General features: G+C 67.3%; 17 protein-coding genes and 1 pseudogene. 11 read left to right on the forward strand and 7 right to left on the reverse strand.

What is annotated here, in order from left to right:
* Positions 1–154 precede the first annotated feature (154 nt).
* Entirely contained in the window at positions 155–742 is a 588-nt protein-coding gene (locus OG716_RS16830) for a TetR/AcrR family transcriptional regulator (protein ID WP_405138524.1), read from the reverse strand.
* 87 nt (positions 743–829) lie between these two features.
* On the opposite strand from OG716_RS16830, the gene OG716_RS16835 reads away from it, so the two are divergent.
* Complete coding sequence (locus tag OG716_RS16835) at positions 830–1,804, forward strand: zinc-binding alcohol dehydrogenase family protein (RefSeq protein WP_405138525.1); 975 nt, start codon at positions 830–832, stop codon at positions 1,802–1,804.
* A gap of 180 nt (positions 1,805–1,984) precedes the next feature.
* A complete protein-coding gene (locus tag OG716_RS16840; protein WP_405138526.1) occupies positions 1,985–2,842 on the forward strand; it encodes an SDR family oxidoreductase in 858 nt (285 codons plus the stop codon).
* Positions 2,843–2,906: 64 nt separating this feature from the next.
* Here OG716_RS16840 and OG716_RS16845 read toward each other — a convergent pair whose 3' ends face one another.
* Complete coding sequence (locus OG716_RS16845) at positions 2,907–3,245, reverse strand: hypothetical protein (RefSeq protein WP_405138527.1); 339 nt, start codon at positions 3,243–3,245, stop codon at positions 2,907–2,909.
* 52 nt (positions 3,246–3,297) lie between these two features.
* Here OG716_RS16845 and OG716_RS16850 point away from each other — a divergent pair, with 52 nt between their 5' ends.
* Positions 3,298–3,831, forward strand: a complete 534-nt coding sequence (locus tag OG716_RS16850; RefSeq protein WP_405138528.1) for an AAA family ATPase — start codon at positions 3,298–3,300, stop codon at positions 3,829–3,831.
* Positions 3,780–4,022: a helix-turn-helix transcriptional regulator gene (locus OG716_RS16855; RefSeq protein ID WP_405138529.1), complete on the forward strand. Its 243-nt coding sequence runs from the start codon at positions 3,780–3,782 to the stop codon at positions 4,020–4,022. The genes OG716_RS16850 and OG716_RS16855 overlap by 52 nt, the downstream gene beginning before the upstream one ends.
* A 23-nt stretch (positions 4,023–4,045) precedes the next feature.
* On the opposite strand, the gene OG716_RS16860 is transcribed toward OG716_RS16855, so the two are convergent.
* The 4 genes from OG716_RS16860 to OG716_RS16875 are packed head-to-tail and all read right to left on the reverse strand — an operon-like array spanning position 4,046 to position 6,605.
* On the reverse strand, positions 4,046–4,303 hold the full coding sequence (locus OG716_RS16860; RefSeq protein WP_405138530.1) for a YciI family protein: 258 nt from the start codon (positions 4,301–4,303) through the stop codon (positions 4,046–4,048).
* Between the two features lie 17 nt (positions 4,304–4,320).
* Positions 4,321–4,839, reverse strand: a complete 519-nt coding sequence (nusB, locus tag OG716_RS16865; RefSeq protein ID WP_405138531.1) for a transcription antitermination factor NusB — start codon at positions 4,837–4,839, stop codon at positions 4,321–4,323.
* A 19-nt stretch (positions 4,840–4,858) separates the two neighbouring features.
* Positions 4,859–5,422 (reverse strand): elongation factor P, encoded by a 564-nt coding sequence (gene efp / locus OG716_RS16870; protein ID WP_327145649.1) that lies wholly within the window; start codon positions 5,420–5,422, stop codon positions 4,859–4,861.
* Between the two features lie 58 nt (positions 5,423–5,480).
* Positions 5,481–6,605 carry a M24 family metallopeptidase gene (locus OG716_RS16875; protein ID WP_405138532.1) on the reverse strand — a complete coding sequence of 375 codons (1,125 nt, stop codon included), beginning with the start codon at positions 6,603–6,605 and terminating at the stop codon, positions 5,481–5,483.
* A 152-nt stretch (positions 6,606–6,757) separates the two neighbouring features.
* Here OG716_RS16875 and OG716_RS16880 point away from each other — a divergent pair, with 152 nt between their 5' ends.
* From OG716_RS16880 to aroB, 4 genes and pseudogenes are all read left to right on the forward strand, one after another.
* The gene (locus OG716_RS16880; protein WP_405138533.1) at positions 6,758–7,219 is read left to right on the forward strand and encodes a prepilin peptidase; all 462 of its coding nucleotides are present in this window, start codon (positions 6,758–6,760) and stop codon (positions 7,217–7,219) included.
* A gap of 105 nt (positions 7,220–7,324) precedes the next feature.
* The gene (gene aroC, locus OG716_RS16885; protein WP_355120303.1) at positions 7,325–8,533 is read left to right on the forward strand and encodes a chorismate synthase; all 1,209 of its coding nucleotides are present in this window, start codon (positions 7,325–7,327) and stop codon (positions 8,531–8,533) included.
* Positions 8,530–9,048: pseudogene (locus tag OG716_RS16890) on the forward strand (shikimate kinase); the annotation flags it as partial. The gene aroC and the pseudogene OG716_RS16890, both read left to right, overlap by 4 nt.
* Positions 9,049–9,785: 737 nt before the next feature.
* The gene (gene aroB / locus OG716_RS16895) at positions 9,786–10,901 is read left to right on the forward strand and encodes a 3-dehydroquinate synthase (RefSeq protein ID WP_327145645.1); all 1,116 of its coding nucleotides are present in this window, start codon (positions 9,786–9,788) and stop codon (positions 10,899–10,901) included.
* Between the two features lie 92 nt (positions 10,902–10,993).
* Here aroB and OG716_RS16900 read toward each other — a convergent pair whose 3' ends face one another.
* The gene (locus tag OG716_RS16900) at positions 10,994–11,479 is read right to left on the reverse strand and encodes a B-4DMT family transporter (protein WP_405138534.1); all 486 of its coding nucleotides are present in this window, start codon (positions 11,477–11,479) and stop codon (positions 10,994–10,996) included.
* Positions 11,480–11,744: 265 nt separating this feature from the next.
* Here OG716_RS16900 and OG716_RS16905 point away from each other — a divergent pair, with 265 nt between their 5' ends.
* Genes OG716_RS16905 through OG716_RS16915 form a run of 3 tightly spaced genes read left to right on the forward strand, consistent with a single transcriptional unit; the run spans position 11,745 to position 14,097 of the window.
* Positions 11,745–12,938, forward strand: coding sequence for an RNA-guided endonuclease InsQ/TnpB family protein (locus OG716_RS16905; RefSeq protein WP_405138535.1), 1,194 nt, complete (start codon positions 11,745–11,747; stop codon positions 12,936–12,938).
* Positions 12,939–12,989: 51 nt separating this feature from the next.
* Positions 12,990–13,631, forward strand: a complete 642-nt coding sequence (locus OG716_RS16910; protein WP_405138536.1) for a helix-turn-helix transcriptional regulator — start codon at positions 12,990–12,992, stop codon at positions 13,629–13,631.
* A 13-nt stretch (positions 13,632–13,644) separates the two neighbouring features.
* A complete protein-coding gene (locus OG716_RS16915; RefSeq protein WP_405138537.1) occupies positions 13,645–14,097 on the forward strand; it encodes a DUF3291 domain-containing protein in 453 nt (150 codons plus the stop codon).
* The last annotated feature ends 2 nt before the right edge of the window (positions 14,098–14,099 follow it).

A 14,099-nucleotide genomic window follows, 5' to 3' on the forward strand; every position in this document is an offset into this window, starting at 1 on the left:
CTGACGTAGCGTCAAGGTCAACCCACCTCTCCCGAAACAGCAGCGAGACCCGTGACCGTCCAGCCCGATCGGTGCCCGGATTCCCTCTCCCGCAACCGAATAAGCGCCGACCGAGAGTTGGTTGCGTCATTCGGCGAAGCCTCCTGGTCGGCGGCTATTCGAGGGGTTGGCGGAGTACCGATTCGACGAGGGTGCGGATTGCGCTGCGGAGGCGGCCGGTTTCGCCCGCGCGGGCCATAGCACGGGCCGCTTCGGAACCTACCGAACTGAAGAGCAGGCGGCCGGCCGCTTCGGCGTCCAGGTCGGGGCGGACTTCGTGGAGCAGTTCGGTGATGTGACGGTCCCAGGTGCCATGGAATTCGGCGGTGCGGGGGTGCGGGGGGATGGATGCGCTGGTGTACGCGGACATGAGTTCTACATTGTCGGCCATCATGACGGTCATGGCGTCGAAGAAGGCCAGGAGCCGGGCCGGCGCGGGGGCTCCGGGGCCCAGCGGGGGCGGGCCTTCGGATATGGCGGCCATGAGGGTTTCGGCGGGTTCGGCCACCAGGGCGTAGAGGAGGCCGGAGCGGCTGCCGAAGCGGTGGAAGATGGTGCCCTTGCCCACGCCGGCCGCGGCGGCAACCTTGTCCATGGTGATGGCATCGGCGCCGTGATCGGCCAGCAGCGTGCGGGTGGCGGCCAGGATCGCAAGGCGATTGCGGGCGGCGTCGGCACGTTCTCGCGGCTGCTCAGCAGGCATTTCCTCGACTTTCGTTGACAAGTTGACCGGCGGTCCATATTGTCGTGAGGCATAAGTGGACCGTAAGTCAAGTTATGAGGTATTTCAATGCAAGCAATCCTATTGACCGCGACCGGCGGGCCCGATGTCCTGGTGCCGGAGGAGGTGCCCGCACCGCATCCGCAGGCGGGCGAGGTGCTCATTCGCAGCGAGGCGATTCCGGTGCTGTACCCGGAGATCATGCTGCGGTCGGGGGCCTTTCCGATCCCGCTGGAGAAGCCGTTCGTTTTCGGTACGCAGGCGGTCGGCGTGGTCGTCGAGGTGGGCGCGGGGGCGGATGCGGGATTGGTCGGGCAGCGGGTCATGGTGGCCAGCAACGCCTTCGGCACTTACGCCGAATTCGTCTGCGCACCTGCGGAATCCGCGGTCCCGATTCCGGACGCCGTATCGTCCGTCGACGCTGCCGCGCTCTCTATGAGCGGATCGGTGACAATTCCGCTGCTGGAGACCGCCAAGCTGACCGGCACCGAGACAGTGCTGATCGAGGCGGCCGCAACGGGAATCGGCGGCTATCTCACGCAGCTGGCCAAGGAATACGGCGCGGCACGGGTCATCGCCACCGCGGGCGGGCCGGAAAAAGCCGAGCAGGCGAGGAAATTCGGCGCCGACGTGGTGATCGACCACCTCGATCCGGACTGGCCGCAGCGACTGCGCGAAACTCTCGGCGGCGCAACGATCGACGTCGTCTTCGACTCCATCGGCGGCGAATCCGCACTCGCCCTATTGGATCTCATGACCCCGCTGCGCGGCCGGATGCTCAGCTACGGCTTCCTCTCCGGTGCGCCCGCCCAGGTGACGTCCATGGATTTGATCATGCGCGGACTGACCCTGGTCGGATGCTCCGGGCCGGATTGGCTGGCCTGGGTCGCGGGATCGCGCGGTGCCGCACTGGACCGCGCCGCCGACGGCTCGCTCACCCCGCTGGTCGATCGGGTGCTTCCGCTGGCACAGGCGGCGCAGGCCCATCAACTCCTGGAAGATCGAGCAGCCAAGGGCACCATCGTCCTACGCCCCGGGCAATAGCCCCGCCTACGCCCCGTCGAAACCGCGGCGGGCGACGAGCAGCGGCCTCCACCGCACTCCCCGCTCGCCGTACCGACCTGGACAACGCAAAACGGGAGAATCCAGGCAGGAAACGGCCGGGCGGATAGAGTCGGTAATCGACAGCGATGTGGTGAATGACAAGCCCGGAAGCGAGGCTCCATGAGCTCCTCGAACACCGTTCTGATCACCGGCACCTCCTCCGGTATCGGCCTGGCCGCCGCGGTGGCCTCGGCGCGGGCGGGCTGGCAGACCATTGCCACCATGCGAGATGTCGGCAGAGCGGGCGCGCTGATGGACGCCGCGAACGAGGCCGGCGTCGCCGGGCTCATCCGCGTGGAGGCCTTGGACGTCACCGATCCCGCCTCGATCGCGCACTGCGTGCAGCAGGTTGTCGCCGATTACGGCCGGCTCGATGCCGTGATCAACAACGCGGGGGCGGGATACGTCGGCACCATCGAGCAGACCGGGCTGGATCCGGTGCGAAATGTCATGGAGGTCAACTACTTCGGCGTTGTCGCGGTCACCCATGCCGCCATGCCGCATCTGCGCGCCTCGGGCGGGCGGCTCATCACCGTCACCAGCGTCGGCGGCGTGATCGGCCAGCCTTTCAACGAGGCGTACTGCGCGGCCAAATTCGCGGTCGAGGGCTTCATGGAATCGCTCGCACCGGTCGCCGCCACCGTCGGCGTGCACGTCACGGTGGTCGAACCCGGCGCGGTGGCAAGCGAATTCGTGGCCAGCCAGCAGATCGACATCGCCGGACTGCTCGCCGCCGCCGGTCCCTACGCCCCCGCCCTGAAGTCCTATATCGAACGCACCCAGGGCGCGTTCCGCAATGCCCAGACCTCGGAGGGCGCAGCCGCGTCGATCATCGAGGCGCTCACGGCGGAGGAGCCGCCCTTCCGGGTCCAAACCTCCTCCTGGGCCCGCGGATTCAGCTCCACCAAGCTCGCCGACCTGGATGGTTCCGCAGTCCAGATGGTCACCGCGAGCTGGGTGGCCCAGCCCGTCCACTGACCTCGCCGATCGCGTGGGCCGGTCCGAGCACGAGTTGCTCGCGACCGGCCACCGCGAAATGCGCTCAGCCCTGGGGCTCGCCGAGGCAGAAGGTCGCCTGCGGATCGGACAGGGTGATCACATTGTCCGCATCCGCGCTGCACAGGTTCTCGTCCGCTTGCCCGTCGATACGCTGCAGCACCCGGAAGCCGGCGTCGCTCGAGGCACCATCGGCGTACTGGTAGCCGGTCATCGGGGCGTCGTGATAGCAACTGGCCTGCTTGAAGTTCGGCGCCAGGCACAGGAATGCGGTGGTGGTCGCGTTGAGCGTCTCCTCGTAGGAGGTGTAGTCCGCGGCGCCGTCGAATACGTCGATGTCACATCCCTTTAAACACTTTTGTCCGGATTTGCCTGGCCCGCCCAACCCGGTCGGCGCCGCGCGAGCATCCGGGAAACCACGGATTCGGCCCGGACCCGTGACTGCACCCCACGCAAGTTGGGCTGCCAAGGGACCGACCGACCGGGAGGAGCGCGCCATCAAGGCATTCGTCGGACGCGCCCACGAGCTCACCAGCTTGGACGCGGTCTACAGCGCCGCCGACGGGCCCTGGGTATTCCTCGTCGAAGGTCCAGCGGGCATCGGGAAGTCCCGGCTGCTCGGAGAGTTGCCGAAACAGGTCGGCGCGCGTGCGGTCCAGGTGGTATCGGTGCCCGCCACCGAATTCGAGGAATCGACACCGCTGCAGCTGATCCGCGACATCCTCGACCAATTCCCCGACGCCGATACGGCGGCGCTGGATCGTGATCCGAGCGGTGCCGACGCCCGCGAACTGGCCCGGCTGCTGCGGCGGCGACTCGGCGTCGCACCGACTTCACCCGCGCCACCGCCGCGATCGCCGCCGCGCGTGCGGATTTCACCGCGGCGGGTGCATTCGAATTGCTCGTCGAAGCGACAGCCGTGCAACGACGCCTGGCGGGGCATCAGACCGTCAGCGGGGCAGGGGAACTGACCGAGCGGGAACGTGAAGTCGCCGATCTCGCGGCCTGCGGTCGTACCAACAAGGAGATCGCCGCGCAGCTGTATCCGAGCCCGCGCACCGTCGAGGACCACCTCAGTCGCATCCTGCGCAAACTGGGTCTCACCAGCCGGGCTGGCATCGCCCACCGACCGGTCGAGCTGGATGCCGCGCCGGCGCGCTAGCCGGAGAGCTCGAAAACCGGCACTCAGCCGGTGATTTCCCACTCGTACACGGTGAGTTCCGATGCGCCGCTGGTGTGAATGGGATCGGTGCAGACCAGATCCCGGGCGGCATCGAGGTTTTCGGCCAGGACGACATAGGCGCCACCGCTGTTATCGGTGAACTTGCCCGTCTCGACCAATTGCCCGCGCGAGCGGACGCCGTCGAGCCACTCCCGATGAGGCTGTGCCACAGCCGGATCGAAGCGCGGGGTGCGCATTGCCAGCACCAAGTACTTGCGCACCCTGCGCCTCTCCCTAATTAATTCTGTTCGTCGTCGGTGCGGTGCGGGGCGCGGGTTGCGGCCGCCGCGGCCCGGACCTGCGGCGCGACCTGCACCACCTGACCGAGCACACCGTTGATGAACGAGGGCGAATCGTCGGTGGAGAGCTCCTTGGCCAGCTCCACCGCTTCATCCACCGCCACCACGGGCGGAACGTCATTGGCGTGGAACAACTCCCACACCGCCACCCGCAGAATGGCACGATCCACGGCGGGCAGCCGGGACAGGGCCCAATCCTGCAGGTAGGACTCGATGGTGCCGTCCACCCGGTCCAGATCGTCGGCAACGCCTTCGACCAGCACACGGGTGTAGGGGTTCACCGGGGCCACCGAATCGTCCCGCACGGAGAGCGAGACGCGTTCGGACAGCAGTTCCGCAGGGTCGATGTCACGGGCTTCTGCCTCGAAGAGCAGATCGACCGCACGTCGGCGCGCCTTGTGTCGCGCACCCAGCTTCTTGAAACTCGCGGACTTCTTGTCCTGGGGCTGATTGGCCACGGTCACCAGTATCCGCGCGTCAGGAGTTGACGCGGCTGATGTAGGAGCCGTCACGGGTATCGACGCGCAGCTTGTCACCCTGATTGATGAACAGCGGCACCTGGATTTCCGCACCGGTCTCCACGGTGGCGGGCTTGGTGCCCGCGCTGGAGCGGTCGCCCTGCAGACCCGGCTCGGTGTGGGTGACCACGACATCGATGGCGACGGGGAGCTCGACGAAGAGTGCCTCACCCTCGTGCATCGCGATCTGGACCTGCATGTTCTCCAGCAGGAAGCCCGCGTTCTTGCCGAGAGTGCCCTCCTGCAGGTGAATCTGGTCGTACGTCTCGCCATCCATGAAGATGAAGTCCGAGCCATCGTGGTACAGGTAGGTCATATCGCGACGATCGACCGTCGCGGTCTCCACCTTCACACCGGCGTTGAAGGTCTTGTCGACCACCTTGCCCGAGACCACGTTCTTCAGCTTGGTACGCACGAAGGCGGGACCCTTACCCGGCTTGACATGCTGGAACTCGACAATCTGCTGCAGATTGTTGTCGATCTTCAGCACGAGGCCGTTCTTGAAGTCGCTGGTATCCGCCACTGTCCTCGGATCTCCTGTTCTAGTTCCATTCGCGGCTCGCCGCGCTGGCAGACCGGCGTCATTCGACGACGGTCAGGTCTTTGCTGGTGCGGGTGAGCAGCTCCGGGCCCCCTTGGCGAACCACGAGCGTATCCTCGATCCGGACTCCGCCGCGGCCGGGGAAATACACACCTGGCTCGACGGTCACCGCCACGCCATCGAGAAGTGTACCCGTGCCCGTTTTGGCGATTCCGGGCGCTTCATGGATCTGCAGGCCGACACCGTGTCCGAGGCCGTGCACAAAGAGTTCGCCGTAGCCCGCCGCCTCGATGACGGAGCGGGCGGCAGCGTCGACCGCGCGGGTCGAGACGCCGGGGGCCAGGGCCTCGCGGCCCGCCTGCTGCGCCGCGCTGACCAGGTCGTAGATCTCGCGCTGCCAGTCCGAGGGCTGACCCAGGACGTAGGTGCGCGTCATATCCGAGTGATAGCCGCCGAGCATCGCGCCGAAGTCCAGCTTCACGAAATCACCCGTGGCCAGCACCGCTTCGGTCGGACGATGGTGCGGGACGGCCGAATTCGCGCCGGTGGCCACGATCGTCTCGAAGGCGATGGCATCGGCGCCGTGCTCGAACATCAGCCACTCCAGCTCGCGCGCGACCTGGCGTTCGGTGCGACCGGGGCGCAGCCCACCGCGCTCGAGCAGGGTGGCCAGGGCCGTATCCGCGGCGGCGCAGGCGGCGGCGAGGAGGGCGACCTCATGCGCGTCCTTCACCATGCGCAGCTGCTCCACCAGGCCCGAGACCGCGACCAGTTCGAGTCCGGTGACCAGGCCCTCGAAGCCGCGATGCTGTTCGACGGTGAGCACGTGACTCTCGAAACCGACTCTGCCGGTCTGCCACTCCCCCGCGATCTGCACCACGCGGCGCGCACTGGCCCGGTTGATCTCGGCCCGCAGATCGGGGACCTGCTCGCCGACCTGAGTGATGTAGCGGCCGTCGGTGCAGATGACGGTGCGGTCCTCGGAGCTGTCCCAGGAATCCACCAGCAGTGCGGCATTCGATCCGGTGAAACCGGTCAGATAGCGAATATTGATCAGGTCCGTGACCAATAGCGCGTCGACGCGGTTTTCGACCAGCAGGTTCCGCAGGTTGGCCCGGCGCGCCGCGTAATCGGGCCGCCCGCCCGGATCGTGGTCAGCAGACATGCGTCCAAGCTACCGCCGACACGCCGCAACACCGACACCCAACACGTAGATGCCCGAATTGGGCGAAAGCCTGGTTGTTCACATGCCAAGTGGTTCTCCACAATTCGTGATTGCGCCGCCCACGGCGGCGTCCGGGGCGGCAGGCTCGATCTATGCGATTGCTGCCACTGCTCGTCCTCGCCGCCTGGTGCGCGGCGCTCAGCTGTATCGATCTGCGCGTGCGGCGACTGCCGAATTCGCTGACGCTGCCCGGTGCGGTCGCCGTGCTCTGCTACGGCTCGGCTATCGGTCGTCCGGCAGCCGTGGCGCTCGGTGCGCTCTTGCTCGCCGTGCCCTATCTACTCGTACATCTGTGTGCCCCGGCCGCACTCGGGGCCGGTGATGTGAAACTCGCACTCGGGCTCGGGGCGGCGACCGCACTGGGCGGCGCGCACGCCTGGGTGTGGGCGGCGCTGGCCGCACCCGCGATCACCGCGCTGGCCGGGGTCGGCTTGCTGCTCGCGCAGGCGGTACGACCCCGGGATTCGGCGGGCCCCGACCCGCCGATCGGTACCGTCGCACACGGTCCCGCCATGTGCGCCGCCAGTGTGCTTGCGCTCCTTGCCACGCCGTGACCGCACGGTCGGCCACGGCGTGACCGCCCTGTTTGCCGCACCATGACCCGGGTCACGCCGGACCGCGTGTCCGGGTAACCGTATTCACGTGGAAAGATGTAACTCGTGTTGCGCTGGATAACTGCCGGAGAATCCCATGGCCCTGCTCTTGTCACCATCCTCGAGGGGATGGTGGCCGGTGTCGAGGTGAGTTCTGCCGATGTCGGCGCACAGCTGGCCCGCCGGCGTCTGGGCTACGGCCGTGGCGCCCGGATGAAGTTCGAGGCCGATGTGGTCACCCTGGTCGGCGGCGTGCGCCACGGCCGCACCATGGGCGGGCCGGTCGCCATCGAGGTCGCCAATTCCGAATGGCCCAAGTGGACCCAGGTCATGTCCGCCGATCCGGTGGACGAGGCCGAGCTCGCCGAGCTGGCGCGCAATGCGCCGCTCACCCGTCCCAGGCCCGGGCACGCCGATTACTCGGGCATGCTCAAGTACGGCTTCGACGACGCCCGCAATGTGCTCGAGCGCGCCAGCGCCCGCGAGACCGCCGCGCGCGTCGCGGCCGGGACCGTGGCCAAGAACTTCCTGCGGCAGGCGCTCGGGGTCGAGGTGATCTCGCACGTGGTGTCCATCGGCACCGCGGCCGATACCACCGGCTTCGTGCCGACCGCCGCGGATCTGGACGCCATCGACGAGAGCCCGGTGCGGGCGTTCGACAAAGCGGCCGAGGCCGCCATGATCGTCGAGATCGAGGCCGCCAAGAAGGACGGCGACACCCTCGGTGGTGTGGTCGAGGTCGTGATCGAGGGGCTGCCTGTCGGACTGGGTTCGTTCACCAGCGGTGAGGCGCGCCTGGATTCGCGACTCGCGGGCGCGCTCATGGGGATTCAGGCCATCAAGGGTGTCGAGGTGGGTGACGGTTTCGAGACCGCGCGCCGCCGCGGCAGCCAGGCGCACGACGAGATGAAGCCCGGCCCCGACGGTGTGCTGCGCTCCACCAACCGCGCGGGCGGGCTCGAGGGTGGTATGACCAATGGCGAGCCGCTGCGGGTGCGCGCCGCCATGAAGCCCATTTCCACCGTGCCGCGCGCACTCTCGACGGTCGATATGTCCACCGGTGACGAGGCTGTCGCCATTCACCAGCGCTCCGATGTGTGCGCGGTGCCGGCGGCCGGTGTGGTCGCCGAGGCCATGGTCGCCCTGGTGGTGGCCCAGGCGGTGCTGGAGAAGTTCGGCGGCGACTCGCTGCCGGAAACCGTCGACAACATCAACGGCTACTTGAAGCGAATCAACGCGCGCCCGCACGTTCCCTCGGGCAACGCGCCACAGTGACCGGCGAAACCGATCAGCAGCCGCCGAGTGTGGTGCTGATCGGTCCGCCCGGTGCGGGTAAGTCGACGATCGGCCGCAAACTCGCACGCGAACTCGGCGTGGACCTCTACGACACCGATGCCGGGATCGAGGAGCAGACCGGGCGCACCATTCCCGAAATCTTCGCCGAGGACGGGGAACCGGAGTTCCGGCGCATCGAGGAACAGGTGGTGCGCGACGCCGTCCTGGCCGGACACGGCATCATCTCCCTCGGCGGCGGCTCGGTGCTCTCGGCCACCACCCGGGAACTACTCCGCGGCCGCACCGTGGTGTACCTGGAAATCAGTGTGGGCGAAGGACTTCGGCGCACCGGGGCCAGCACCAACCGCCCGCTGCTCAACGGCGCCGATCCGGGCGCCAAATACCGCGAGCTGATGAAGATCCGCCGCCCGCTCTACCGCGAGGTGGCGAGCGTGCGCGTGCGCACCGACGGCCGCAGCCCCGGCCGCGTGGTCAAAATGATCCTCGGCAAGCTCGGCCTGGAATCGACTCTGCCGCAAGAGGATACGACCCCCGACCTGCCGCCCGTCCCCCTGGAACCGAACGACTCCAGCCGTTCCCGCTCGCGCCGCCGCCGACGCCGCGGCCGCAGCCGCGCCGACAGCGCAGCCCCCACCCAACCCAGTGCCGCAGCACCCGAGGCAATTCCGGCCACCTCCGCACAGTCGACCCCCGCCGACCCGGACTCCGAGACCGGTCCCGACGACGCCACGGCCAAACCCGCCCGCCGCAGCCGCCGGTCTCGCCGCCGCAGCCGCCGCCCGGCGGGTCCCGCCACCGGCGCCACGACGGCCGATGCCACGGACGGCAGCAGCGCCGCAGCGATCGCGAAGGGCGGCGCCTCGGGAGCGGGCGAACCGCGGCCGGATTCCGGCTCCGCCACAAGAGGTTCCGCGGGCTCGGATGCCAACCCCGCAGCAGCCCAGCCAACCGACTCCGACGCTTCCCCACGGGCCTCGACGCGTGGCGGTCGTCGCAGGGCTGCCGCCAATCGGCGATCCGCAGCCCGAAGCGCAGCGGCGGAAGGAACGCAAGCCACGACCGGGGGCGCTATTGCGAATTCGGCTGCTGAACAACAGGATTCGGGGACGCAGAGTGCGCCGGGGGCCGGGCGGTCGCGGCGGGCTCGGGCCCGCCGGGCGCGGGCGCGCGCTCGGACCGGACCCGAATACGGACAAGAACAATCCGCACGAGAAGAATCGGAGCAGCCCCTATGAGCGAGCCGACCCGCATCGAGGTCCGCACCGCCGACCCGTACCCGGTGATTATCGGGCGTGGTCTGCTGGGCGACCTGGTAGACGAGGTGACCCGCAGTTCCGCCGTGCGCACCGTCGCGATCTTCCATCAGCCGCCGCTGGCCGAGACCGCGGAGGTGGTGCGGAAGGCGCTGGCGGACAAGGGTATCGACGCGCACCGCATCGAGATTCCGGATGCCGAGGACGGTAAGGATCTGGCCGTCGCGGGCTTCTGCTGGGAGGTACTCGGCCGCATCGGTCTCACCCGCAAGGATGTGATCATCAGCCTCGGCGGCGGCGCGGCGACCGACCTGTCCGGCTTCGTCGCCGCCACCTGGATGCGCGGTGTGAATATCGTGCACGTGCCGACCACCCTGCTGGCCATGGTGGATGCGGCCGTCGGCGGTAAGACCGGTATCAATACCGAGGCGGGCAAGAACCTGGTCGGTTCCTTCCACGAGCCGGCCGCGGTACTGGTCGACCTCGCGACGCTGGAAACGGTGCCGCGCAATGAGATCGTGGCGGGCATGGCCGAGATCATCAAGGCCGGTTTCATCGCCGACCCGGTCATTCTGGAGCTGATCGAACGCGATCCGCAGGCCGCGCTCGATCCGACCGGCGAGGTGCTGCCCGAACTCATCCGCCGCGCCGTGCAGGTCAAGGCCGATGTGGTCGCCGCCGACCTCAAGGAATCGGATCTGCGCGAAATCCTCAACTACGGCCACACCCTCGGCCACGCCATCGAGCGCCGCGAGCGCTACCGCTGGCGTCACGGCGCGGCCGTCTCGGTCGGCCTGGTCTTCGCCGCCGAACTCGGCCGCCTCGCGGGTCGTCTCGACGATGCCACCGCCGAACGCCACCGCAGCGTGCTGGCCAGCGTCGGCCTGCCCACCAGCTACGACGCCGACGCGCTCCCCCAGCTGCTGGACACCATGCAGACCGATAAGAAGACCCGCTCCGGCGTACTGCGCTTCGTGGTCCTGGACGGTCTGGCCAAGCCGGGCCGCCTGGAAGGCCCCGACCCGTCGCTGCTGGCCGCCGCCTACTCGGCGGTCGCCCGCGAGGGCAGCACCGGCGGCGCGATCCTGCTGTAGTCAGCGCGAAGGCGTCCGCTCACAACGGATTTCGCACAGCAACGCCCGCAGTCGATATCGACTGCGGGCGTTCTGCATGATGTCCGGGCGGGTCAGACGCTCGCCGGCTCCTTGTTCAGGGAGACGGAGTCGTCCGGCGTGCCCGAGCTCTTCTTGTGCTCACGGCCGACCAGGTAGCGGCCGATGGCCACACCGATCATGGCCGGGATGAAGATCAGCAGGATGATGAAGGACGCGCCCGAGGTCATCTCGAAGAGCAGCCCGTTGGAACCGAGATCGAACTTCGGCACGAAGCCCAGGATCCAGGCGACGAGGCCGCTGCCCAGTCCACCGGCCAGGCCCGCCTTCAGCCAGCGCATGGTGAGATCCGCGCCGTCCTCCGGTTCGACGTTCTTCCGCCGATCGGCGCGCCCGTCGAGAACGCCCCAGGCGACCACCGCGACCACCATGACCAACAGGCACAACATTCGCATCCACGCACCATTGGTCGGCCAGTACACCATCGCGAAGCCGAGCAGGGTACGCAGCACAACGGTCAGCGCTCCCAGTACAACGGCGCGCAACACCCACGCATTCATGATGATCACCTTAACCTGCGAACCGGCTCGTTCGAACTGAAACTCGTTCTAGAACTGTATCCCGTTCGTTCCGACACGGCCCCGACGGGCACCGCGACACCACCCGACACGCCGCCTCCGGAAGGTGGCTTATGCTCCCGCACTTCAACGGCAGAGGTGGAACGCCCGCAGGCTAGCCCGTGTCGGCGCACACACATCGCGCATAACTTCCTCCATCCAGACGAGATGCACGACCGTGAACACCCGGTGCCGGTAGTTTGTGGTGGTGCAGCTTCGATACAGCTTCCGCCTCTACCCGACCGTGGGTCAGCAGGAGGCGTTGACGAAAGCGTTCGGTTGCGCGCGTGTCGTTTTCAACGACGCACCGCGTGCCCGACGAGATGCACGGGAAAACAACCTGCCGTATCTGTCAGACAGGGAACTGAGCCAGCGGCTGACCGAAGCGAAGAAGACTCCAGAACGCGCATGGCTGGCCGAGGTGTCGTCGGTGGTGTTGCAGCAAGCACTGGCGGACTTGAACACGGCGTACCGCAACTTCTTCAACTCGGCCGCAGGCGAGCGCAAGGGCGCAAAGGTCGCGCCACCGACGTTCCGTTCCCGCAAGGACAACCAACAGACGGTCAGATTTACCCGGAACGCCCGCTTCACGATCACAGCGAGCCGGAAATTGCGGTTGCCGAAGATCGGCGAAGTGCCAGTCCGCTGGTCGCGCGAGTTGCCCTCGGAGCCTTCGTCGGTGACAGTCATCAAGGACGCAGCGGGCCGTTATTTCGCGTCATTCGTATTGCAGACCGAGGATCAGCTGTTACCGGCAGTCGAGTCCGAGGTGGGTATCGACTTGGGATTGAGCGCCTTTGCGGTCCTGTCGAACGGCAAGGTGATCGAGTCGCCGAAGTTTCTGCGGCACGCCGAACACAAGTGGCGAAAGCTTCAGAAGTCACTGTCCCGCAAGAAAAAAGGCAGCAAAAATCGCAACAAAGCGCGTGTCAAGGTCGCCAGAGCTCACGCCACGGTGTCCAACACCCGCAAGGACTGGGCGCACAAGCAGTCCACGATCATTATCCGCGAAAATCAAGCGGTGTACGTCGAGGATCTGTGCGTCAAGGGTCTCGCTCGGACACGGTTGGCGAAGTCTGTACACGATGCCGGATGGGGCCTGTTCACGACCATGTTGCAGGAGAAGGCCGCACGCCGAGGACGGCATTTCGGGAAGATCGACCGGTTCTTCCCATCGTCTCAGCTGTGCTCAGTGTGCGGAGTGATCGACGGGAAGAAACCATTGCACGTCCGTGCGTGGACCTGCCGATGCGGAGCAACCCATGATCGAGATCTCAACGCCGCGAAGAACATTCTGGCCGCCGGGCAGGCGGACAGGCCAACGCCTGTGGAGTTGGTGTCAGACTCGACTTCGGTCGAGCGACCAGCTGTGAAGCAGGAACCCGCCGGAAGCGCGGCGTAAGCCGTGCAGGCCGGAATCCCACCCTTACCGGTGAGAGGAAGTCAAAAAGGCATGGTGAGCACTGACGAAAGCTCCGCGAGCATCGAGGCCGTCGCCCTGCTGCAGGATCCGATCCGCAGGCGGCTCTATGAGCATGTCGCCGCCGCGGACCACGATGTGAGCCGCGACGAGGCTGCGGCCGCCGCCGAGATCAAGCGGCCGCTCGCCGCTTTCCACCTCGACAAACTCGCCGAGGCCGGATTGCTCGACGCGGTGTTCCGGCGACCGGAGGGCAAGACCGGCCCGGGTTCGGGGCGTCCGGCGAAGTTCTACCGCCGCGCGGATGCCGAGTTCGCGATCAGCCTGCCCGCCCGCGACTATCGCACGCTCGCAACGGTTCTCGCCGAGGTGATCGAACATGCCGGACTCGAGGACGCCGTCGCGGCGGCCGCCGCACAGCACGGTCCGGCGGTCGCGGGTCGCGACCTGATGGAGGCGCTGCGCGAGCGCGGTTATGAGCCGTACCTCGGCGGTGCGGTGATTCGCCTGCGCAACTGCCCTTTTCACCGGCTGGCCGTGGACTTCCCGCCGCTGGTCTGCGGCATGAACCTCGCACTGCTCGAGGGCCCGGCCACCGAGGCCGGGTGGACGGCTCGGATGGATCCGGCGCCGGGCAGATGCTGCGTAAGCCTTTCTAAAACAAATAATGACTAGTTATAGTAGAGATATGCATCTCGCTCAGCTCAATACCGGGCGCCTCGTCGCACCCGAAGGCGACCCGCAGGTCACGGAGTTCTATGCCGAACTGGACCGGATCAATGCCGTCGCCGAAGCCTCCCCCGGCTTCGTCTGGCGCCTGGTGGACGGCGAGTCGAACAATGCGACCTCGCTGCGCCCCTATACGGCCGATCCGGACATGCTCATCAATATCAGCATGTGGGAGTCGCGCCAGGCGCTCTTCGACTACGTGTACCGCAGCGCGCACATGGAATTCCTGCGCCGCCGCCGCGAATGGTTCGTCCCGCTCGGCAAGGCCGTCACCGTGCTGTGGTGGGTTCCGATCGGCCACACCCCGACCGTCGAGGAGGCCATGGCGCGCCTCACACACCTCGAGGCGAACGGGCCGACGCCGCACGCCTTCACATTCCGCAGCGCGTTCGAGCCGCAACCGGCCGGTTAGCC

This window comes from Nocardia sp. NBC_01388 (genome assembly GCF_045040085.1).
Classification (GTDB): Bacteria; Actinomycetota; Actinomycetes; order Mycobacteriales; family Mycobacteriaceae; genus Nocardia.

Excerpts from the sequence above, each read along its gene's own strand:
- OG716_RS16830 (WP_405138524.1), bottom strand. The coding sequence starts at position 742 with ATGCCTGCTGAGCAGCCGCGAGAACGTGCCGACGCCGCCCGCAATCGC.
- OG716_RS16835 (WP_405138525.1), top strand. The coding sequence starts at position 830 with ATGCAAGCAATCCTATTGACCGCGACCGGCGGGCCCGATGTCCTGGTG.
- OG716_RS16840 (WP_405138526.1), top strand. The coding sequence starts at position 1,985 with ATGAGCTCCTCGAACACCGTTCTGATCACCGGCACCTCCTCCGGTATC.
- OG716_RS16875 (WP_405138532.1), bottom strand. The coding sequence starts at position 6,605 with ATGTCTGCTGACCACGATCCGGGCGGGCGGCCCGATTACGCGGCGCGC.
- OG716_RS16880 (WP_405138533.1), top strand. The coding sequence starts at position 6,758 with ATGCGATTGCTGCCACTGCTCGTCCTCGCCGCCTGGTGCGCGGCGCTC.
- aroB (WP_327145645.1), top strand. The coding sequence starts at position 9,786 with ATGAGCGAGCCGACCCGCATCGAGGTCCGCACCGCCGACCCGTACCCG.
- OG716_RS16900 (WP_405138534.1), bottom strand. The coding sequence starts at position 11,479 with ATGAATGCGTGGGTGTTGCGCGCCGTTGTACTGGGAGCGCTGACCGTT.
- OG716_RS16910 (WP_405138536.1), top strand. The coding sequence starts at position 12,990 with ATGGTGAGCACTGACGAAAGCTCCGCGAGCATCGAGGCCGTCGCCCTG.
- OG716_RS16915 (WP_405138537.1), top strand. The coding sequence starts at position 13,645 with ATGCATCTCGCTCAGCTCAATACCGGGCGCCTCGTCGCACCCGAAGGC.